General features: G+C 72.8%; 18 protein-coding genes. 13 read left to right on the top strand and 5 right to left on the bottom strand.

Features of this window, described 5'->3' with window-relative positions; all coding sequences use genetic code 11:
* The first annotated feature begins 30 nt into the window (after positions 1–30).
* The 10 genes from ACZ6ZP_RS11305 (at position 31) to ACZ6ZP_RS11260 (ending at position 9,957) form a co-directional block, all read left to right on the top strand.
* Positions 31–531, top strand: a complete 501-nt coding sequence (locus ACZ6ZP_RS11305; protein ID WP_351161504.1) for a MarR family winged helix-turn-helix transcriptional regulator — start codon at positions 31–33, stop codon at positions 529–531.
* Between the two features lie 99 nt (positions 532–630).
* A complete protein-coding gene (locus ACZ6ZP_RS11300) occupies positions 631–1,368 on the top strand; it encodes a maleate cis-trans isomerase family protein (RefSeq protein WP_469406572.1) in 738 nt (245 codons plus the stop codon).
* A gap of 101 nt (positions 1,369–1,469) precedes the next feature.
* Positions 1,470–2,282 (top strand): SAM-dependent methyltransferase, encoded by an 813-nt coding sequence (locus ACZ6ZP_RS11295; protein ID WP_351161502.1) that lies wholly within the window; start codon positions 1,470–1,472, stop codon positions 2,280–2,282.
* 104 nt (positions 2,283–2,386) lie between these two features.
* On the top strand, positions 2,387–3,406 hold the full coding sequence (locus ACZ6ZP_RS11290) for an SPFH domain-containing protein (RefSeq protein ID WP_383823498.1): 1,020 nt from the start codon (positions 2,387–2,389) through the stop codon (positions 3,404–3,406).
* Positions 3,403–4,302, top strand: coding sequence for a hypothetical protein (locus ACZ6ZP_RS11285; RefSeq protein ID WP_383823495.1), 900 nt, complete (start codon positions 3,403–3,405; stop codon positions 4,300–4,302). Before ACZ6ZP_RS11290 ends, ACZ6ZP_RS11285 begins: the two co-directional genes overlap by 4 nt.
* A 115-nt stretch (positions 4,303–4,417) precedes the next feature.
* Positions 4,418–5,509, top strand: coding sequence for a mechanosensitive ion channel family protein (locus ACZ6ZP_RS11280; protein ID WP_351161493.1), 1,092 nt, complete (start codon positions 4,418–4,420; stop codon positions 5,507–5,509).
* Between the two features lie 132 nt (positions 5,510–5,641).
* Entirely contained in the window at positions 5,642–6,592 is a 951-nt protein-coding gene (locus ACZ6ZP_RS11275) for an ABC transporter ATP-binding protein (RefSeq protein ID WP_469406458.1), read from the top strand.
* On the top strand, positions 6,589–7,569 hold the full coding sequence (locus ACZ6ZP_RS11270; RefSeq protein ID WP_469406457.1) for an ABC transporter permease: 981 nt from the start codon (positions 6,589–6,591) through the stop codon (positions 7,567–7,569). The genes ACZ6ZP_RS11275 and ACZ6ZP_RS11270 overlap by 4 nt, the downstream gene beginning before the upstream one ends.
* Before the next feature lie 47 nt (positions 7,570–7,616).
* Entirely contained in the window at positions 7,617–8,021 is a 405-nt protein-coding gene (locus tag ACZ6ZP_RS11265) for a GntR family transcriptional regulator (protein WP_366462803.1), read from the top strand.
* A 139-nt stretch (positions 8,022–8,160) separates the two neighbouring features.
* A complete protein-coding gene (locus ACZ6ZP_RS11260) occupies positions 8,161–9,957 on the top strand; it encodes an acyl-CoA dehydrogenase (protein ID WP_366462793.1) in 1,797 nt (598 codons plus the stop codon).
* On the opposite strand, the gene ACZ6ZP_RS11255 is transcribed toward ACZ6ZP_RS11260, so the two are convergent.
* From ACZ6ZP_RS11255 to ACZ6ZP_RS11240, 4 genes are all read right to left on the bottom strand, one after another.
* Positions 9,899–10,558, bottom strand: coding sequence for a DUF6629 family protein (locus ACZ6ZP_RS11255; protein ID WP_361461169.1), 660 nt, complete (start codon positions 10,556–10,558; stop codon positions 9,899–9,901). The genes ACZ6ZP_RS11260 and ACZ6ZP_RS11255 overlap by 59 nt on opposite strands.
* 55 nt (positions 10,559–10,613) lie before the next feature.
* Positions 10,614–12,017 carry an FAD-binding oxidoreductase gene (locus ACZ6ZP_RS11250; protein ID WP_469406454.1) on the bottom strand — a complete coding sequence of 468 codons (1,404 nt, stop codon included), beginning with the start codon at positions 12,015–12,017 and terminating at the stop codon, positions 10,614–10,616.
* A 101-nt stretch (positions 12,018–12,118) separates the two neighbouring features.
* Entirely contained in the window at positions 12,119–14,722 is a 2,604-nt protein-coding gene (locus ACZ6ZP_RS11245) for an ATP-binding protein (RefSeq protein WP_469406452.1), read from the bottom strand.
* A 65-nt stretch (positions 14,723–14,787) separates the two neighbouring features.
* Positions 14,788–15,906 carry a diaminopropionate ammonia-lyase gene (locus tag ACZ6ZP_RS11240; RefSeq protein WP_469406451.1) on the bottom strand — a complete coding sequence of 373 codons (1,119 nt, stop codon included), beginning with the start codon at positions 15,904–15,906 and terminating at the stop codon, positions 14,788–14,790.
* Between the two features lie 184 nt (positions 15,907–16,090).
* Here ACZ6ZP_RS11240 and ACZ6ZP_RS11235 point away from each other — a divergent pair, with 184 nt between their 5' ends.
* From ACZ6ZP_RS11235 to ACZ6ZP_RS11225, 3 genes are all read left to right on the top strand, one after another.
* Entirely contained in the window at positions 16,091–17,011 is a 921-nt protein-coding gene (locus ACZ6ZP_RS11235; protein ID WP_468617571.1) for a LysR substrate-binding domain-containing protein, read from the top strand.
* A gap of 68 nt (positions 17,012–17,079) precedes the next feature.
* Positions 17,080–18,204, top strand: coding sequence for an NADH:flavin oxidoreductase (locus tag ACZ6ZP_RS11230; protein ID WP_351161470.1), 1,125 nt, complete (start codon positions 17,080–17,082; stop codon positions 18,202–18,204).
* A gap of 151 nt (positions 18,205–18,355) precedes the next feature.
* On the top strand, positions 18,356–18,973 hold the full coding sequence (locus ACZ6ZP_RS11225) for a CGNR zinc finger domain-containing protein (RefSeq protein ID WP_351161467.1): 618 nt from the start codon (positions 18,356–18,358) through the stop codon (positions 18,971–18,973).
* 2 nt (positions 18,974–18,975) lie between these two features.
* On the opposite strand, the gene ACZ6ZP_RS11220 is transcribed toward ACZ6ZP_RS11225, so the two are convergent.
* Positions 18,976–20,010, bottom strand: coding sequence for a LacI family DNA-binding transcriptional regulator (locus tag ACZ6ZP_RS11220; protein ID WP_469406571.1), 1,035 nt, complete (start codon positions 20,008–20,010; stop codon positions 18,976–18,978).
* Between the last annotated feature and the right edge of the window lie 14 nt (positions 20,011–20,024).

Below are 20,024 nucleotides of genomic sequence, written 5' to 3'. Positions count from 1 at the left end.
CCGATCAACCCCCGTGCTTAAGTGGGCTCCATGGCTGACGAAACCTCCACCACGACGCCTACGACGGCTACGAGATCCACGCAGCCCGGGCCGCCCGCCGCCCTCACGGCCGCACCCGGATACCAGGTACGGCGCCTGTACCAGGCCTACCTCGCGGTCTGGATCCGCGCGGTGGACCCGACCCTCACCGGACCGCAGTTCGCCGTGCTCCAGGCGGTGGACGCCTCGCCCGGCCACGACCAGCGGTCGATGGCGTCGGCGGTGGCCCTGGACACGTCGACGATGGCGGACGTGGCGCGGCGCCTGGAGAACCGGGGGCTGATCGTGCGCAGGACGGCCGCCGACGACGGCCGCCGCAAGCTGCTCTATCTGACCGAGGAGGGGGAGCGCACCCTCCACGACTCCAACCGTCGCGCCCGTGAGCTCGACGAGCGGCTCCTCGAACCGTTCGGCGACGAGCGGCGCGAAGAAGTCATGCATCTCCTCACGTCCCTCGCCGATCACTGGGAGGGGCTGACCGAGGGCTCATAGCCGTACGGACTGCCGTACGGGCAGCCCGTACGACACCATCCGGAGGATCCCGTGGCAGTGACCGCGACGCCCGCGACAGCGACCGACCACCACATCGGCATGATCGTGCCCAGCTCGAACCTGACGATGGAGACGGAGCTGCCGCGCATGCTGCGCGACCGCGAGGCGGTGGCCCCGCAGGATCGGTTCGTCTTCCACAGCAGCCGGATGCGCATGAAGCACGTGACGCCCGAGCAGCTGAGGGCGATGAACGCGCAGACCGAGCGTGCCGCGCTCGAACTCGCCGACGCCAGGCCCGACGTGGTCGCCACCGCCTGCCTCGTCGCGATCATGGCGCAGGGCCCCGGCCACCACTGCACGGCGGAGGACGAGATCACCGCGGCCCTGCGCTCCGAGGGCGCGCAGGCACCGGTGATCTCCAGTGCGGGCGCCCTGCTCGACGGCATCAAGGCGCTCGGTGCCGCCCGGGTCGCGATCATCACCCCGTACATGAAGCCGCTGACGCAGTTGGTCGCCGACTACATCGAGGACGCCGGGGTCGAGGTCGTGGACGCGCTCAGCCTGGAGGTCCCCGACAACCTGGCGGTCGCCCGGCTCGACCCCGCCGACCTGCGCGACCACTGGCGCCGCGTGGACCTGGGCCGCGCCGACGCGCTCGTCCTCTCGGCGTGTGTGCAGATGCCTTCGCTGGCGTCGATCCAGGCGGTGGAGGACGCGGCGGGCCTGCCCGTCCTGTCGGCGGCCACCGCGACGGCGTACCGCATCCTGACCGAGCTGGGCCTGCCGCCGCACGTGCCGGGCGCGGGCAGCCTGCTGCGGGAACCTCTCGACGCTTGAGCCCGGTAACGCTTGAGCCCGGTGGGGCGAGCGGGCACGATGACCGGACGCACGCGCCGTACGTGCGTCCGAACGCCCGCCGCACCTATGGGAGTTGACCCATGTCCGCGATCCCGCCGCCCGTGACCCAGCTGATCGACACCAGCAAGCCGCACCCCGCCCGCGTCTACGACTGGTTCCTGGGCGGCAAGGACAACTACCCGGTGGACGAGGAGCTCGGGCTCCAGATCGTGTCGCTCGAACCGCAGACCAAGTACTGCGCGCAGCACAACCGTTGGTTCATGCAGCGCGCCACGCGCCGCCTCGCGGGCGAAGAGGGGATACGCCAGTTCCTGGACATCGGCACGGGGATTCCCACCGAACCGAACCTCCACCGCATCGCCCAGTCGGCCGCCCCCGAGGCGCGCGTCGTGTACGTGGACAACGATCCCATCGTCCTCGCGCACGCGGAGGCGCTGTTGCGGGGGACGCCCGAGGGGGCGACGGAGTACCTCCAGGTGGACGCGCGCGAGCCGGACAAGATCCTCGAACAGGCCGATGGCGTACTGGACTTCACGCAGCCGATCGCGCTCTCGCTGATCGCGCTGCTGCACTTCATCAGCGATGACGACGGTGCGTACGACGTCGTGGAGCGGCTGGTGGCAGCCCTCGCGCCGGGCAGTCATCTGGTCCTGTCCCAGATGGCGGGCGACGTCGATCCGGAGCGGACCGAGCAGGCGGTCCAGATGTACAAGGCGGGCGGCGTCACGCTCGTGCCGCGCGCACGGGCCGAGGTGGAGCGGTTCTTCGAGGGCCTTGAGCTCCTCGACCCCGGCATCGCGTGGCTGCCGGACTGGCATCCGGAGCTCGGCGTCGACGAGGTCAGGAACGGCACGCCGGTGCCGCTGTACGCGGGGGTGGGCCGCAAGGCGTAACCGGTCGACGTCGTTCGCCGCGGAACCCCCCCTTTTAAGTCACCTTGACTATAAAGGCAGACCCTCATATCGTCGGCATGACGAAAACGGGGAGGGATTCCACCATGGCCGACATCACCCGCCGCCTGGGACTGCACCACCTGCGCTCCGCGCCCACCGCCCACATCCGCCACCACCGGCGCGGCCGGCTGGTGCACGAAGGGCCGGGGCTGAGCTTCTGGTTCCGTGCGCTCAGCGCCGCGCTCTCCGAAGTGCCGGTCGACGACCGCGAGTTGGCGGTCACCTTCCACGCACGCACGGCCGACTTCCAGGACGTCGCCGTGCAGGCCACGGTGACCTACCGGATCAGCGACCCGGCGCTCGCCGCGTCCCGTCTGGACTTCGCCGTCGACCCGGACACCGGCTCCTGGCGCGGCGCACCGCTGGAACAACTCGCCGCCCTGCTCACGGAGTCCGCCCAGCAGAACGCCCTCGACGTACTGGCCCGCACCCCGCTGGCCGAGGCACTCGCGGACGGTGTCACCGCGGTCCGCGAGCGGATCTCCGAAGGCCTCGCCCAGGAGCCCAGGCTGCCCGCCACCGGCATCGAGGTGGTTGCCGTCCGAGTGATCGCGATCCGTCCGGAGCCCGAGGTCGAGCGCGCCCTGCGCACCCCCGCGCGGGAGCGGATACAGCAGGACGCGGACCGGGCGACGTACGAACGACGGGCCGTGGCCGTGCAGCGGGAGCGGGCCATCGCCGAGAACGAACTCACCAGCCGCATCGAACTCGCCCGCCAGGAACAGGAGTTGGTGGAGCGGCGCGGCGCCAACGCACGCCGCGAGGCGGAGGAGAACGCGGCCGCCGACGCCGTGCGCGCCGAGGCCGAGGCCGCCCGCACGGAGCGCCTCGCCCGTGCCGAGGCCACCTCCGCGCGCACGGTCGGCGAGGCGAAGGCGGCGGCCCAGGCCTCCTGGCTCGCGGCGCACTGCGCGGTGGACGCCGCAACCCTGCACGCCCTGGCGGCCACCCGGCTCGCCGAGAACGTCCCGCGCATCGAGAGCCTCACCCTCTCCCCCGACGTCCTCACCGGCCTGCTCGCGAAGCTGGGACACGGCGCCCAGGACGGAGGCGCGCGGTCATGAGCCTGGCGCCGCGTGCGGTGCTCGTCCACCGCACCACCGAGTACGAGGAGCTGCTCGCCCGGCACGGCACCCACGGCCAGGCCGAGTTCTTCCTCGCCGCACGCGGCCGGAGCCTGCGGGAGGTGGCCGAGCGCCATCACCGGGCGCACCGCACGCTCGCCGACGTGGCGGCCGCGGTGCCCCGGCAGTGGCGCCGGGCCCGCGTGGAACGCGCCGATCTCGACCGCTTCCTCTTCGGCCCCGAGGACGTCGTGGTCGTCGTCGGCCAGGACGGCCTGGTCGCCAACGCCGCGAAGTACCTCGCCGGACAGCCGGTGATCGGCATCGACACCGAGCCGGGGCGCAATCCCGGAGTGCTCGTACGCCACCGGGGCGCGGACGCGGCCAAGCTGCTCCCGGCGGCGGTCGGCTCCGGGGCCCGGGTGGACGAACTCACCATGGTGGAGGCGGTGTCCGACGACACCCAGCGGCTGCTCGCCCTCAATGAGATCTACCTCGGCCCGCCGGGCCACCAGACCGCCCGCTACCGCATCGGTCCGGACACCGATACGGCCGTCCCCGAGGCGCAGGCCTCCTCCGGCGTCCTGGTCGGCACCGGTACCGGCGCCACCGGCTGGCTGCGTTCGCTGTGGCAGCAGAGCGGCAGCGCGTTGCCGCTCCCGGGTCCCGCCGAACAGCGCCTGGTGTGGTTCGTACGGGAGGCGTGGCCTTCGCCCGCCACCGGGACGTCACAGGTGGAGGGGGCGCTCGGGGCCTTGGAGCGGCTGCGGGTCACCGTGGAGTCGGACCGGCTCATCGTCTTCGGCGATGGAGTGGAGAGCGATGCGGTGGAACTGACCTGGGGTCAGTCAGTGGTGATCGGGATGTCTGATATCGCCCTGCGCCTGGTGAGTTGACGGCAGGGTGGGTGCGGGCCCCCGGCTAAGGCGCCGCACCCATGGGGCAGGATGACGCTCGCGCCGGACCGCGAACATACGTCCGGTGCGCCCGCACAACCTGGAGAATGAACTGATGGAGCGAGCCCTCACATGGCACGACCTGATCACCGCGGGCATCGCGGTGGCCGCCGGCATCGCGGCGGGTCTGCTGCTGCGCATGATCCTGCGGTGGCTGGGCGAACGGGCCAGCAGGACCCGGTGGAGCGGCGATGACGTCATCGTCGACGCCGTGCGCACGCTGGTCCCCTGCGCGGCGATATCCGCGGGCGCGGCCGTCGCCGCCGCGGCCCTGCCGCTCACCCCCAGGACCGGCCGCAACGTCACGATGACGCTGACCGCCCTGCTCGTCCTCGCCGCGACGCTGACGGCGGCCCGCGTGGTCACCACCCTGGTGAAGTCCCTCGCGCAGTCCCGGTCGGGCGTCGCGGGCTCGGCGACGATCTTCGTGAACATCACCCGTGTCGTCGTGCTCGCGATGGGCTTCCTCGTCGTCCTGCAGACGCTCGGCGTCTCCATCGCCCCGCTGCTCACGGCGCTCGGCGTCGGTGGCCTCGCGGTGGCCCTGGCCCTTCAGGACACCCTGGCCAACCTCTTCGCGGGCGTACACATCCTCGCCGCGAAGACCGTGCAGCCGGGCGACTACATCAGGCTCAGCAGCGGTGAAGAGGGCTACGTCGTCGACATCAACTGGCGCAACACGGTGGTGCGGCAGCTGTCGAACAACCTCGTCATCATCCCCAACGCCCAGCTCGCGGGCACGAACATGACCAATTTCAGCCGCCCCGAGCAGGACCTGTCGATCATGGTTCAGGTCGGCGTCAGCTTCGACAGCGACCTGGATCATGTCGAGCGCGTCACGACCGAGGTCGTGGAGAGCGTCATGAAGGACATCGACGGCGCCCTGCCCGACCACGAACCGGCCGTGCGCTTCCACACGTTCGGCGACTCCAGGATCAGCTTCACGGTGATCCTGGGCGTCGGCGAGTTCAGCGACCAGTACCGCATCAAGCACGAGTTCATCAAGCAGCTCCACCAGCGCTACCGCGCCGAGGGCATCCGGGTGCCCGCCCCGGTCAGGACGGTGAACGTCCAGCAGGGCGAGCTGCCGCCGGGCCTGATCCCGCACCAGCGTGAGGTCACGGCACCCACGAAGTCGATGCCGTAGCCGCCTCGGCCCTGCTCCACCATCTGCTGCCCGCCGGAGGAACCGGCGGGCAGCAGTCGTTTGACAGGGCCCTGCCGCGCAGATCATGATTCCATTAATTGTTTAATGGAATCGAGAGAGGCGCGCGTGGACATGACCCTTGCCGACCCCACCGAGGCCGCAGGCCCCCTGGGCGCGACCGCGCTCGAGGCCCGCGGCCTGGGCAAGCGCTATCGCCGCGGCTGGGCGCTGCGCGACTGCTCCTTCCGGCTGCCCGCCGGGCGGATCTGCGGTCTCGTCGGCCCCAACGGAGCTGGGAAGAGCACCCTGTTGGGGCTCGCTACCCGCCTGGTGACACCGACCGAGGGCGAACTGCGCGTCTTCGGAGTGCCGGTGGACGACCCGGCCGCGATGCCCCGCTTCGCGTTCCTCTCGCAGGACAAGCCCCTGTTCAAGCGGTTCACGGTGGCCGAGACGCTGCGGATGGGCCGCGAGCTCAACCCCGGCTGGGACATGGCCGCCGCCGAGCGGATCGTGCGCTCCGGCAACGTCCCGCTGAACGCCAAGGTCGGCACGCTCTCGGGCGGCCAGCGCACCCGCGTCGCCTTCGCGCTCGCCTTCGGCAAGCGGCCCGACCTGCTGCTGCTCGACGAGCCGATGGCCGACCTCGACCCGCTGGCCCGGGACGAGATGAGCTCCCTGCTGATGTCCGAGGCCGTCGAGCGCGGCACGACGGTGGTGATGTCCTCCCACATGCTGGCCGAGCTCGAGGACATGTGCGACTTCCTGCTGGTCGTCGCGGACGGCCGGGTCCGGATGGCCGGCGACACCGACGAACTGGTCCCGGCCCATGCCCTGGTGACCGGGCTCGCCCCCGACGGCCTGCCGCCCGCGGACCTCACCCCGCACACGGTGGTCGAATTCCGGCTCCAGGGGCGGCAGTTCCGTGCCCTCCTGCGCCCCGGCGGCCCGCTGGCCCCGGACTGGGAGGTCTCCGAGCCGAGCCTGGAGGAGATCCTCCTCGCCCACCTCCGCTCGCCGGACGCGGACCCGCTGTTCACCCAGGACGCCCGCATCGAGGCCGAAGGAATGACCGCCGCATGAGCACCACCCTCACCGAGAAGCCCCGCACCGGGCAGGCCGCCGTGAAGACGGGGCTGCTGCACGGGCTCACCTGGCTCGTCCTGCGCCAGCACCGCACCACGACGTGGATCGTCGTCGCCCTGGTCGTGCTCGGCGCGGGCGCGATCGTCTACGAGCGCGGCGAGATGGCCGACATGCTCGCCGGGCTGGGCTGGCCGGGCAAGGACGTCAGCCTGACCACGTCCCCGCGGAGCTACGACTACATCGCCGAGGCGCTGGGCGCCCTGCCCGTCGTCCTCGCCGTCTTCATCGGCGCCCCGCTGATCGCGAGCGACCAGGAGCACGGCACCGCGCAGCTGGTCACCACGCAGTCCGTGCCGCGCCGCCGCTGGCTCGCCGCCAAGCTGGCCTGGTGCCTCTCGCTCGTCCTGCTGTCCACCCTCGTACTCTCCACGCTGTTCTTCTGGTGGTGGGAGCCCTACCGCGCCCTGCTCCTCTCGGAGTGGCTCTCGGGCTCGGTGTTCGACAACACGGGTCCCATGCTGGTGGCGCTCTCCCTCTTCCTCACCATCAGCGGCATCGCGATCGGCATGCTGCTGCGCAGGGTGCTGCCCGCCATGCTGGCCACCTTCCTCTTCGCTCTGGTCGTCCAGGTGGCCTGGGGCGAGTTCCGTGGCCGCCTCGCCACCCCGCGTCTGATCACCTGGCCGCTGAACGCCGACACGCCGGGCATCGTCAACAGCAGCAGCGTCGTGGAGACGGACCGCTGGGTCGGCACCGCCGACGGGCAGCTCTACGGCTGGGGCATCTGCGCCGAGCCGACCGAGAAGGCCACCAACGCCTGCATCAAGGACCACGGCATCGTCAACAACGTGGTCGAGTACTTCGGCTACGACCAGATGCCGGGCATGCAGTGGACCGGCGCCGCCCTGCTGCTCGGCGGCACCGCCGCCGTGGCCGTCTTCGTCCTGTGGTGGGCGTCGCGGCGCCCCCTCTAGGACGGCCGTGACGGTGAGTACGTAAAGTGTCCGCAGACAAGCAGAGAGTGGGGACAGTGGTCGAATTCCGCATCGACCGGCGCAGCGGTGTGGCCACGTATCTCCAGATCGTGCGCCAGGTCGAACAGGCCCTGCGCATGGGCGCGTTGGAGGAGGGCGACCGGCTGCCCACGGCCGCGCAGGTCGCCGCGGCCACGAAGGTCAACCCGAACACGACGCTCAAGGCCTACCGCGAGCTGGAGCGTGCGGGCCTCGCCGAGGTCCGCCAGGGAGCGGGCACGTTCATCACCCGCTCCCTCGCCCGGCCCCGTTCGGGCCCCGACTCCCCTCTGCGGAGCGCCCTCGCGGAGTGGATGCGGCAGGCGCGGGCCGAGGGATACACCGGGCAGGACGTCACGGCGCTGTTCGAGGCCGTGCACGCGGCCACCTTCCAGGAGGACCCGCGGCCCTGAGCCGGCCGCCCGGAGCCTGCCGTATGGAGGCTGTCGCCGGGGCCGCCCTCGACAAACCCCATAAGCAACCGCTTAGTATCGGGTGTGCGGGGCTCCCTGCCCCGGGATCGGTACCGCCGTCACCGCATGGAGAATCCGCATGGCATCCCTGCTCCTGTCCCGTCGTGACCTCGAGTTCCTGCTGTACGAGTGGCTCGACGTGCCCGCGCTCACCGGCCGGGAGCGGTATGCGGACCACTCCCGCGAGACCTTCGACGCCGCCCTCGAGCTGAGCGAGCAGATCGCCACGCGGCACTTCGCCCCGCACAACAAGAAGAACGACGCCCAGGAGCCCACCTTCGACGGTGAGCGGGTGCACATCATCCCCGAGGTCAAGGAGGCCCTGCGGGTCTTCGGGGACTCGGGGCTGCTCGCCGGCGCCATGGACCACGAGATCGGCGGCGGGCAGCTGCCGGCCGTGGTGGCGCAGGCCTGCTTCGCGTGGTTCCAGGCGGCGAACGTCGGCACCGCCGCGTACCCCTTCCTGACCATGGGCAACGCCAATCTGCTCCTCGCGCACGCGTCGAAGGAGCAGATCGAGACGTTCGTACGCCCGATGGTGGAGGGCCGCTTCCTGGGCACGATGTGCCTGTCGGAGCCGCAGGCCGGTTCGTCGCTCGCCGATGTGCGCACGCGGGCCGAGGCGCAGGACGACGGGACGTACCGCCTCTTCGGGAACAAGATGTGGATCTCCGGCGGTGAGCACGAGCTCTCGGAGAACATCGTGCATCTGGTCCTGGCGCGCATCCCCGGCGGTCCGCCCGGCGTGAAGGGGCTCTCGCTGTTCATCGTGCCCAAGGTCCTGGTCGGCGAGGACGGTGCGCTCGGCGAGCGCAACGACGTCGTGCTCGCGGGCCTCAACCACAAGATGGGCTACCGAGGGACCACGAACACCCTGCTGAACTTCGGTGAGGGCGTCCACCGGCCCGGCGGTGCGCCCGGCGCGGTGGGCCACCTCATCGGGGAGGCGAACCACGGCCTCGCGTACATGTTCCACATGATGAACGAGGCCCGCATCGGCGTGGGCCTGGGCGCCACCGCGCTCGGCTACACCGGCTACCTGCACGCCCTGGACTACGCGCGCGACCGCCCCCAGGGGCGCCCCCTGGCAGCCAAGGACCCCGCGTCGCCGCAGGTCCCGATCATCGAGCACGCCGACGTACGCAGGATGCTCCTGGCCCAGAAGGCGTACGTGGAGGGCGCGCTGGCGCTCAACCTGTACTGCGGGCGGCTGCTCGACGAGCAGAACACCGGCACGTCGCCGCAGGCGCGCGACGAGGCCAGGCTGCTGCTCGACGTGCTCACGCCCATCGCCAAGAGCTGGCCGTCGCAGTGGTGCCTGGAGGCCAACAACCTGGCGATCCAGGTGCACGGCGGCTACGGCTACACGCGCGAGTACAACGTCGAGCAGTTCTACCGCGACAACCGCCTCAACCCCATCCACGAGGGCACGCACGGCATCCACGGCCTCGATCTGCTGGGGCGCAAGGTCGTCATGAACGGCGGCGCGGGCCTCGCGCTGCTGGGCAGGCGCGTCTCGGAGACGACCGCGCGGGCCGCGGAGGCGGGCGGTGACGCCGCCGCGTACGGGGCCTCGCTCGACGCGTCCGTACGCCGGGTGGCGAGCGCGACCGGGCGGCTCTGGTCGACCGGCGACCCGCGGACGGCCCTGGCCAACGCGAGCGTCTACCTCGAAGCGGTCGGGCACGTGGTCGTCGCCTGGATGTGGCTGGAGCAGCTGCTGGCGGCCGAAGGCGGCACCGAGGACGTCCACGCGGGCAAGCGCGGCGCCTGCCGCTACTTCTTCCGCCATGAACTGCCCAAGACCGACGCCCAGTTCACGCTCCTGGAGAGCCTGGACCGGACCGCGCTGGAGCTGGCCGAGAGCGCCTTCTGACCCAGAAGTACAGGACCACCGAGCACACGGCCGCGAACGCGCACCACGTGGAGATGTACTCCCGCTCCCACAGCGCCAGGCACACCGCCGCCCCGACGGCGACCAGGACGCCGAAGAGGACCAGGCCCCGGTCGCCGGAGAGGAGCAGGGCGCCGACGGTGGCGAGGAGGTATCCGGCGACGACCACCTCAGGGTGGGGCAGACCGAGGGAGTAGCCGACCGTGTGGCCGCGGATCTCGGCGCTCACGGTGCGGGTCGCCAAGTAGTAGGAGAGCGCCGCCGCCGTCGCGATCCCCGCCGCGAGCGGGATCAGGAGGCGGCGGCGTGCGCTCGGCGGCGCCGCGCACAGCACCGCCACGGGCATCCACAGCGCGAGCAGCGGCATGGCGATCACGGCCCAGGCGACGGTGGCGGGACCCGTCCCGCCGTCATTGCGCCAGACCTCGGACTCGATGATCTGGTGGGCGCCGAGAAGCAGCGGGAGCGCGGCGAGCGGCAGGTCGCCCGGGCGGGGTCCGCGGGCCGCCCGGGTCACACACGCGACCCCCACGGCTGCGACACCCACGCCCGCCACGAGATCGGCGGTCGCGCTCCAGCACATGGCCCTCACGCTAAGGCCCCCGGCGCCCGGGGGCGCGGCGGGCGGGCCGCCGGAGTTACGCGGGGCCGCGCGGGTCGGGCTCGATGTTCTGGTTGAGACGGAAGACGTTGTCCGGGTCGTAGGCGGCCTTGACGCGGGCCAGGCGCGGGTAGTTGTCGCGGTAGCTCGCCCGTACGCGCTCCTGCCCCTCGTCCATCATCATGTTCACGTAGGCGCCGCCCGCCGAGTACGGGTGCAGCGCGTCGAAGTAGTCGACGGTCCAGCGCCTGATCAGGTCGGCCTTGGCCGGGTCTGTGTCCACTCCCGCGTAGACGCAGGCCCAACGGGCGCCCCGGTAGCTCCAGGCGGTGTCGGCGGAGCCGTGGTCGTGGGCCGCGCCGTCGATGGGGTACAGGTGCATCGTCGACTTCATGGTCGGCACCTCGGGGCCGAACTTGGCGTGCAGGGCGACGGCGCCGTCCGGGATGGTGTCGACGAAGTCCGCGCGCCAGTACCACTGGTCGCCGGGTGGGTAGAGCCCGTCGAACATGGACTGGAGCACGGGGTGCGGCATCTCCGACACGGCGTGCAGGAGCGGGTCGGGCAGCGCTTGGAGCAGGGGCGCCATGGCGTGGGCCGCCGCTTCGGGGTCCGCGGTGGTGTGGCACCACACGACGCCGCAGACCTTGCGCAGATGGAGGCTCGCGGGGAAGGGCGGGGCCGGTGGCACGGTGCCGTACATGAAGAAGCCGTTCACCTCGCGGGGTGCCTGCGGCAGGAAGTCGCGGTAGGCGGCGAGGACTTCGGCTCCGCGCTCGGCGGGCCAGAAGGTGGGGCCAGCGACGACCGTGCTCAGCTCGTGCAGCCGGAAGAGGAAGGAGGTGACGACGCCGAAGTTGCCGCCGCCCCCGCGAATCGCCCAGTACAGGTCGGCGTTCTCCTCGGCGCTCGCCCGCACCTGCCGGCCGTCGGACAGGACGAGGTCGGCCTCCAGGACGTTGTCGACGCTCAGCCCGAACCTGCGGGTGAGGTGGCCGAGGCCGCCGCCGAGGGTGAGGCCGCCGACGCCGGTCGAGGAGATGATGCCGCTCGGCGTGGCGAGGCCGTGCTCGTGTGTGGCGCGGTCCACCTCGCTCCAGACGCAGCCGCCGCCGACCCTGGCCGTGCGGGCCCGCGCGTCGACCTCGATGGCCTTGAGCGGTGACAGGTCGGCGACCACGCCGCCTTCGACGGTGCCGAGGCCCGCTCCGTGGTGGCCGCCGCCGCGGACCGCGAGCGGCAGGCCGTGCGCGCGGGCGAAGCCGATGACGCGGGACACGTCGTCGGCGTCGGCGCAGCGGGCGACGAGCGCGGGGCGCTTGTCGGCCATCGCGTTGTAGACGGCGCGCGCTTCGTCGTACCCGGCGTCGTCCGGTCCCGTCAACTCCCCCTTGAAGCCCGCCAGTTCGTGCCGTGCAGCCTGTGCCGCCGTCATGGACATGTAATCCCCCGTTGGATCGGCGCATCCGATCAGCCCGTTCTAGTGCCGTCCCGGGCGCACCGATATCCGTGCCCGCCACCCAGCTCGCGTCCGGCGACTGCCTACTTTTCGCGGCCGATCTCCACTCCCAGCTGCGCGGCACGTGCGGCGACGTCGCGCCGGGTGCGGGCGCCGAGCTTCTCCAGGACCGCGCGGACGTGGTTGTCGACCGTGCGCACGGACAGATAGAGCCGCCCGGCGATCTCGATGTTGGTCAGGCCCTCCGCCAGGAGCCGTCCGACCTGGAGCTGGCGGCCGGTGAGGCCCGCGGGGTTGCGGCGGGTCGCCGCGTGCGGGCCGCGCGGGATCCGGGCGACGCCGAGGGCGCGCAGCTCCGTGCGGACGATCCGGGCCAGGGGGTCGGCGCCCAGCGCGTCGAGACCGGCGAGCGCGGCGAGCTTGTCCGCCGGGTCCGGGCTCTCCGCCAGGGCGGCGGCGTGCTCGTAGGGGCAGCCCGCCGCCCGCCAGGCATCGGCCGCCCTGCTCCACTGCCCGGCGGCCTGCAGGGCATAGGGATGGTCCAAGTCGTCCACCGGCACGGGCTGGCCCGCCTTCGCCAGCCAGTGGCCGAGCTCCGCGCGGTAGGGCGTGGCGGCCAGGCCGCGCGCCTGCACGTACAGGGGGCCGACGGCGTCGATCACGGCCGCGCGGTCGCCGCGCAGCCAGGCGGCCTCCGCCCGGGCGGCCGCGACCGGGCCGGTGCGCTGGAGCTCCCGGGTCCGCGCCGCGACCTCCCAGGCCCGGGCGAGGAGTTCGTCGCCGCCCTGCGCGCCCCGCCGGATCCGTACCCGCGCCAGGACGGTCAGGGCGGGGCAGCGGGCGGGCGCGAACTCGTAGGCGTCACCGGACTCGGCGTGCTTCTCCGCCTCGTCCCACTTCCCTGCGGCGAACTGCCGCAGGGCGAGTTCCACTTGGAGGTAGCGGAGGAATCCCAGATGCTCCGTGCGGTCCGCGAACTCCATGGCGGGCGCCAGGAAGTGGTCCGCCTCCGTGAACCGGAGGTTCTCCAGGAGCGTCCAGATGACGTTGGCGTAGGCGCGGCAGGCGTGCTCGGCCTCGTCCGCCTTCAGCGCCACCGCCAGGCTCTCCTCCAGCTGCGGGCGGCCCAGGGGGTCACCGCCGCGCCAGCGGGCGGTACCCACGTTGTTCAGCGCGTGCGAGAGGATCGCCGCGTCGCCCGTCCGCCGGGCCAGGGTGATGGCGCGCTCGCCGTACCCGATGGCCTCGGCGTACCGGTCGGAGAGCATGCGCAGCTGTGAGGTGTTGCTGAGCGCGAGCGCCAACAGCCGCTCGTCCCCGGCCTGTTCGAGTACGTCGATGGCCTCCCGGGCGGCCTCCTGCGCGGCGTCCGCGTCGCCCGCCCACCAGTGGATACGCGAGAGCCAGCGCAGATCGGCGCCGAGGGCCCGCAGGTCGCCGAGCGAGCGGCGCAGGGCGACGGCTTCCCGCTGGGCGCTGACGGCGGCCGGGGAGTCGGCGATGGTGTAGCTCTCCACCGCGTACCTCTCCAGGAGACCGGCGAGTTCGGCAGGGCCGTGGCGCCGGCGCTGGCGCAGGACGAGCCGCAGCTGGGCGGCGGCCTCCCGGTGCGCGCCGGTGCGGGCGGCGTCCCTGGCCGCGTCGGGGCCGTAGCGCGCGACGGCGTCCTGGTCGCCCGCCTGAGCGGCGTGGTGGACGATGCGGGAGGAGTCGGCGCCCGGCCGCCTGACCAGGACGGCGAGCACCTTGCGGTTGAGTTCGATCCGCCGCGCGGCGGGCAGCGAGTCGGCGATGGCCCGGCGGATGATCTCGTGCCGGAACACCACGCGCTCGGGGGTGACGACCAGCAGGCCGCGCCGTTCCGCCGAGGTCAACTGGCATACGCCGTCGGGCAGGAGCGCGTCGGCCAGGGAGCGCTCCGCCGCCGACGGCACCACGGCGAGCTGTTCGAGCGCGTCGCGCGCGGCGTCGTCGAGTCCGCGCAGCCTGGCCAGGACGGCGTCGACCACGGTCGGCGGCACGTCCCCGGTGCCGCCCGCCGCGACGACCTCGGCGACGTAGAAGGGGTTGCCCGACGTCACGGCGTACACCTGCGCGGGATCGAGGCCGCTCGCCGCGCTCAGCGTGCGCACCGCGTTCCGCGAGAGCCGGGCCAGGGGGAGACGGTCCACGCGCGCCGCCTGCGACACCTGGCCCAGGAGGTGCCGCAGGGGATGCTCGCGGCTCAACTCGTCGTCGCGGTAGGTCAGTACAAGGACGGCTGGCATCCGGTCCACCCGGCGTACCAGGAACCGCAGCGCGTCGAGGGAGGCCTCGTCCGCCCAGTGCACGTCCTCTACGACCAGGACCGTCGGATGCGGCGGGGCACCCAGCTCGGTCCGCAGCGCGTCGTACACCCGATGCCGGTCGCCGCCCTCGGTCACCGCCTGCGCCAACTCGGCCCGCACACTGCCCACAAGGTCGCGGAAGGGTCCGAGCGGGCGCCGCGTCGCGAGGTCGTCGCACTGCCCGACCAGCACTCTGGCCTGCGCGGACAGCGCACCCGGCAGGGCCCTCACGAGGCTCGACTTGCCGATCCCGGCCTCGCCGAAGACGAGCGTCACCGAGCCCGCGCCGTCGGCCGCTTCCCGTGCGGCGGCGGTCAGTCGGGCCAGCTCGAGATCCCGCTCGAGGATGCCCCCGTCCACGCGGAGGATTCTCCCACGCGGGCGTGTATTTCCGTTGCCGGTACGGCGGTTCGGTCAGCCCTGGATCAGGGCTCCTGGTGGTGCGGGTTGGCGTCCGCGCCTTCCGTGCTGAGCAGTACGAGGGTCGATGCGGTGCCGAGGCCGAGGGCCGCGCGGCGGCCGTCGGCGCCGTCGCCGGTCAGTGCGGCGCGGACGCCCGCGAGCGACGCGGCTCCGCAGGGCCCGGAGGAGACGCCGAGGGCGGCGAGCGCGCGGACCGCCCGTGCGCTGTCGGCGTCGGTGACGGTGACGGCGGCGTCGAGGCCGTCACGCAGGTAGGGCCAGGCGAGGCTGGAGGGGGTGCCGCAGTTCAGGCCGGCCATGGCGGTGTCGCCGGTGACGACGCCGGTGAGCTCCCCGCGGGCGAGGCTCTCGATGACGCAGGCCGCCGCTTCGGGCTCCACGGAGAGCAGGGCGGGGGCCGTCCTTCCCGCGGGGCGGCTGCGGTAGTGGGTGACGACGGCCTGGGCGAGCGAGCCCACGCCGACGGGCACGGCCACCAGGTCGGGGAACCCCGCACCGGCCGCGGCGAGTTGGGCGTCGATCTCGGCGAACAGGGTCGAGTACCCCTCGACGATCCAGCGCGGAATACGCTCGTAGCCGGGCCAGGCGGAGTCCTGGACGAGCACGGTGGCGATCCCTTCCGCCGCGGCGGCGGCCGCCCGGTGCACGGCCTCGTCGTAGGGCCCGGCGACCTCGGTGACCTCGGCTCCCTCGGCGGCGATCGCCGCCGTGGCGGCCGGATGCACGCCCTTGGACACGAAGACGTGGGCGCGCTGACCGAGCAGCCGGGCCATCCGGGCGACCGCGCGGCCGTGGTTGCCGTCGGTGGCGGTGATCAGCATGACCGGCTCCGGCGAAGCCTCACCGCCCGCGGCCCGCTCGGCGAGGGCCCGGTGCACCGCCCAGGAGGCGCCGAGCGCCTTGAACGCCGGGAGCCCCAGGCGCGCGGACTCGTCCTTGACGAAGACCCGGCCGACGCCCAACTCGGCTGCCAGAGACGGCAGTTCGTGGAGGGGCGTGACGGCGTAGCCGGGCAGCGAGGCGTGGAAGGCCTGGGCATCGGCGGGGGCCTGCGGGCAGGTCCAGGTGCGGGCGGCGGGCCGGGCGAACCAGGCCACCGGCTTCTCGGTGTTCTCAGACATGCGGCCAGCCTGCGGCCACCTCCACCCATCGGTCCAGCGAATGTTTCCGACCTATATTCATCAGAGTTTCCGACCGATGAAGACCCGTCCACCGCGAACCCGTGGACCCGAGAACCCACGCCCCCGTGAACCCGCGCCCCCCGTCCGATCCGAGCGGTCGGCCGCCGACGACGAGGACCAGCCCATGTTCGACCTTCACCGGCTGCGGCTGCTGCGCGAGCTCAAGGACCGCGGCACGCTCGCGGCCGTCGCCGCCGCCCTCTCGTACAGCCCCTCCTCCGTCTCGCAGCAGCTCTCGCAGCTGGAGTCGGAGGTCGGCGTCCGGCTCCTCGAACCGGTGGGGCGGCGCGTGCGCCTCACCCCGCAGGCGGAGATCCTCGTCGCCCACACCGAGGCGGTGCTCGAACGGCTCGAGCGCGCCGAGGCGGACATCGCCACCTCCCTCACCGACCTGACCGGGACGCTGCGCATCGCCTCGTTCCAGACGGCCGCCCGCACCCTGGTGCCGACCGCGCTGACCCTGCTGCGGGAGGCGCACCCCGGCCTGCGGGTCCACCTCACCCAGATGGAACCGGAGGAGTCCCTGTCCGCGCTGCTGGCCCGCGACTTCGACCTGGTCATCGCCGAGGAGTACCCGGGCCTGCCGAACCCCCGCCCCGCGGGCATCGAGCAGGAAGACCTCTGCGAGGACCCCCTGCACCTGGCACCGCCACAACCGGCGAGCCACCTGGCACCGCCCGTCCCGGCGAGCGACGCGCAGAGCCCGATCGCCGCGCTGCGCGCCCTCGCCGACCACCCCTGGGTCATGGAGCCCGCGGGGTCGGCGGCCCGGCACTGGGCGACAACGCTCTGCCGCCACGCGGGCTTCGAACCCGACGTGCGGTTCGAGTCCAGCGACCTCCTCCTGCACCTGCGCCTCGTGGAGCGCGGCCACGCCGCCGCGCTGCTCCCCGGCCTCCTCTGGGACAGAGAGCCCGCGACCGTCGCCCTGCGGCAGCTGCCCCGGGGGCAGCGCGCGCGTCGGCTCTTCACGGCGGTGCGCAGCGGTCGAAGCCACCACCCGGCGGTCGTCGCCTGTCGGAGGGCCCTCCGACAGGCGACATGAGCAAAGCGCGTACGCTTACGTCATCGATCGCAGATCGACCGCACCCTCATTCCCTGCCAGGAGGACGCATGACCTCGGCGTCGCAGACCGCCCGCACCCCCCAGACCCTCGACCGCCCCTTCGGCGTCGGCAGCCTCACCCTGCCCAACCGCATCGTGATGGCGCCCATGACCAGGGAGTTCTCGCCGGGCGGCGTGCCGGGCGCGGACGTGGCCGAGTACTACGCCCGCCGTGCCGCCGCCGGTGTCGGCCTGATCATCACCGAGGGGACGTACGTCGATCACGCGTCGGCCGGTACGAGCGACCGCGTCCCGCGCTTCTACGGCGACGACGCCCTCGAAGGCTGGCGCAAGGTGGTCGACGCCGTGCACGCCGCGGGCGGGAAGATCATTCCCCAGCTGTGGCACGTCGGCATCACGCGCGACGAGGGCACGGGCCCGGTGCCCTCCGCTCCCCCGGCGGGCCCCTCCGCGATCGGCCTGGACGGGCAGCCCAAGGGCAGCGCGCTGACGGCCGACGACCTCGACGACGTGATCCGGGCGTTCGCGGACGCCGCGGCGGCCGCCGAGCGCATCGGCTTCGACGGCGTCGAGCTGCACGGCGCGCACGGCTACCTGATCGACCAGTTCCTCTGGGAGCGCACCAACCAGCGCACGGACGGCTACGGCGGCGACATCGAGTCCCGCACCCGTTTCGCCGCGGAGATCGTCGCGGCCGTGCGCGCGGCCGTCTCGCCCGACTTCCCCGTCGTCTTCCGGCTCTCGCAGTGGAAGGCCGGCAGCTACGACGCGCAGCTCGCCGAGTCCCCCGAGGAGCTGGAGCGCCTGCTCACGCCGCTGGTGGACGCGGGCGTCGACGTGCTGCACGCCTCCACCCGCCGCTACTGGCTCCCGGAGTTCGAGGGCAGCGACCTCAACCTCGCGGGCTGGGTCAAGAAGGTCTCCGGGAAGCCGGTGATCACCGTGGGCTCGGTCGGCCTCGACCAGGAGTTCATCGGGCCCAAGGGCTGGGCCGCGCCGTCCGCATCCACCGGCATCGACCCGCTCCTCGACCGCCTGGAGCGCGACGAGTTCGACCTGGTGGCGGTGGGCCGCGCCCTCATCGCCGACCCGGAGTGGGCGGCCAAGGCCCTGGAGAACCGCCTCGCCGACGCGCTGCCGTTCGACAAGTCGCTGCTGAAGAGCCTGGCCTGAGCGACAGCCACCCGCGTACGGTCCCGGCGGTGCCGGGACCGTACGCGCGGGGTGCCTGGACCGTCCTCGCGGCGACACCCGAAGGCGTCTGCGCTGCGACCGCAGCTAAACCCATACACTGCTGTCACCCCCGGTCGCGTACGATATGCGCATGACCTGGCCTGCCACCGAGCGCTACTTCCCCACCGCCGTCCCCGGCGGCCTGGGGCTCGTGCAGGACATCCTGAACACCGCACCCTCCTGTGGTGTTCCCGAGGCCGATCTCCTCGAAGACGTGGCCGCCGCGCAGGACTGGGTCTCCGTGGCACTGCCCACCTGGGCCGAGCGGACGGGCCGCACTGCGGTGCGGCTCACCCTCACCGAAGAGGACCTGCCCAAGCTGCGACAGCTGCGCGAACAGCTGCGCCGGGCCCTGCTCTCGCGGTGCGGCACGACGAGCGGCGAGACCGCCCGCTTCACCTCGTGCGCCCTCCAGGTCAACCTGCACGGCGACGCGGCCCTGACCACCGAGCCCGAGGGCGAGGGCTGGCGCTGGCTGACGTCCGCCGTGCTGTGCGAGGCGCTGCTCGCCCAGACCACCGGTGAGTGGCGGCGCCTGAAGATCTGCCGCAACGAACGCTGCGCCACGGCGTTCTACGACCGGTCCCGCAACAACAGCGGCGTCTGGCACTCCACCCGCGGCTGCGGAAACGCCGCGAACCTGCGCGCCTCGCGCCAACGCCGCCGCGCGGGCGCCGAGGCGGAGCCGGCGCCGGACGGCCGGACGTAGCGTCAACTGCCGTACTCCACCAGGCTGGTGGGCGTCACGATGCGCCGCGCCGTGCCGGGCTCGGGCGGCTTCGTGATGTCGGAGCCCCTCCCCCGCATCCGGTCGGCGAGGAGCCGGCCCGCCACCCGGCCCAGCTCGTCGCTGTCGTACGCGACGAGGGTGACCGGCAGGCCGAGCGCGTCGGCCAGTTCGAAGTCGTCGAAGCCCGCGAGCGCGGTGTCGGTGCCCGAGGCGCGAAGGGCGCGGAACGCCCCTATCGTGTTGCGGTTGTTGGAGCAGAACAGCGCGGTGGGCGGCTCGGGCAGCGCGAGGAGCGCGGCGGCGGCCCGCCGGGCTTCGCGCGGTTCGGTCTGGCCCTGGCGTACGTAGCGTTCGTCGAAGGGCAGGCCGTGGGCGGCGAGGGCGGCGGCGTACCCGCGCAGGCGCTCGGTGCCGGTGTAGACGGCGGGTGGTGAGCCGAGGAAGCCGATCCGGCGGTGGCCGCGGATGATCAGGCGGGCGGTGGCGGCGAGGGCCCCGCCGAAGTCGTCGACCAGGACGCAGTCGGCCTCGAACCCCTCGGGCGGCCGGCTGGCGAGCACCACGGGCACGCCGTCGGCCGCCGCGGCGGCGAGATGGCGCTGGTCGGCGGCTGCGGGGACGGCGATGATGCCGTCGACGCGGCGGGCCACCAGGTCGGCGACGAGTTCCCGTTCGCTGTCCAGGTCCTGGCCGGTGTTGCCGATGACGGTCTTGAAGCCGTCGTCCGCGATGACGGAGTCCACGCCCAGGGCGAGGCGCGAGTAGAAGGGGTTGGCCAGGTTCGTGACGACGAGTCCGACCAGGCCCGTGCCTCGGCCCAGGCGCAGGCTGCGGGCCACTTCGTTGGGCCGGTAGCCGAGTTCCGCCGCCGCGTCGCGGATGCGTTCCCGGGTGGCCGGGAGCACGCGCGGGTCGTCGCGCATGGCCCTGGAGGCGGTCATCGCGCTGACTCCCACCCGCTCGGCGACGTCCCGCAGCGTGGGCGGGCCGTCTGCGGCAGGACGCGGTTCGGGCATCGTCATGTGGGTCC

It is taken from the genome of Streptomyces sp. NPDC054047, assembly GCF_055585065.1.
The sequence above is the reverse complement of the archived record's forward strand: the minus strand, read 5'-3'. Positions and strand labels throughout refer to the sequence as shown.

Coding starts and splice junctions, on each gene's coding strand:
- ACZ6ZP_RS11275 (WP_469406458.1), top strand. CDS start 5,642: ATGACCCTTGCCGACCCCACCGAGGCCGCAGGCCCCCTGGGCGCGACC.
- ACZ6ZP_RS11230 (WP_351161470.1), top strand. CDS start 17,080: ATGACCTCGGCGTCGCAGACCGCCCGCACCCCCCAGACCCTCGACCGC.
- ACZ6ZP_RS11300 (WP_469406572.1), top strand. CDS start 631: ATGATCGTGCCCAGCTCGAACCTGACGATGGAGACGGAGCTGCCGCGC.
- ACZ6ZP_RS11295 (WP_351161502.1), top strand. CDS start 1,470: ATGTCCGCGATCCCGCCGCCCGTGACCCAGCTGATCGACACCAGCAAG.
- ACZ6ZP_RS11240 (WP_469406451.1), bottom strand. CDS start 15,906: ATGTCTGAGAACACCGAGAAGCCGGTGGCCTGGTTCGCCCGGCCCGCC.
- ACZ6ZP_RS11235 (WP_468617571.1), top strand. CDS start 16,091: ATGTTCGACCTTCACCGGCTGCGGCTGCTGCGCGAGCTCAAGGACCGC.
- ACZ6ZP_RS11255 (WP_361461169.1), bottom strand. CDS start 10,558: ATGTGCTGGAGCGCGACCGCCGATCTCGTGGCGGGCGTGGGTGTCGCA.
- ACZ6ZP_RS11270 (WP_469406457.1), top strand. CDS start 6,589: ATGAGCACCACCCTCACCGAGAAGCCCCGCACCGGGCAGGCCGCCGTG.
- ACZ6ZP_RS11290 (WP_383823498.1), top strand. CDS start 2,387: ATGGCCGACATCACCCGCCGCCTGGGACTGCACCACCTGCGCTCCGCG.
- ACZ6ZP_RS11305 (WP_351161504.1), top strand. CDS start 31: ATGGCTGACGAAACCTCCACCACGACGCCTACGACGGCTACGAGATCC.
- ACZ6ZP_RS11220 (WP_469406571.1), bottom strand. CDS start 20,010: ATGCCCGAACCGCGTCCTGCCGCAGACGGCCCGCCCACGCTGCGGGAC.
- ACZ6ZP_RS11285 (WP_383823495.1), top strand. CDS start 3,403: ATGAGCCTGGCGCCGCGTGCGGTGCTCGTCCACCGCACCACCGAGTAC.
- ACZ6ZP_RS11225 (WP_351161467.1), top strand. CDS start 18,356: ATGACCTGGCCTGCCACCGAGCGCTACTTCCCCACCGCCGTCCCCGGC.
- ACZ6ZP_RS11260 (WP_366462793.1), top strand. CDS start 8,161: ATGGCATCCCTGCTCCTGTCCCGTCGTGACCTCGAGTTCCTGCTGTAC.
- ACZ6ZP_RS11250 (WP_469406454.1), bottom strand. CDS start 12,017: ATGTCCATGACGGCGGCACAGGCTGCACGGCACGAACTGGCGGGCTTC.
- ACZ6ZP_RS11280 (WP_351161493.1), top strand. CDS start 4,418: ATGGAGCGAGCCCTCACATGGCACGACCTGATCACCGCGGGCATCGCG.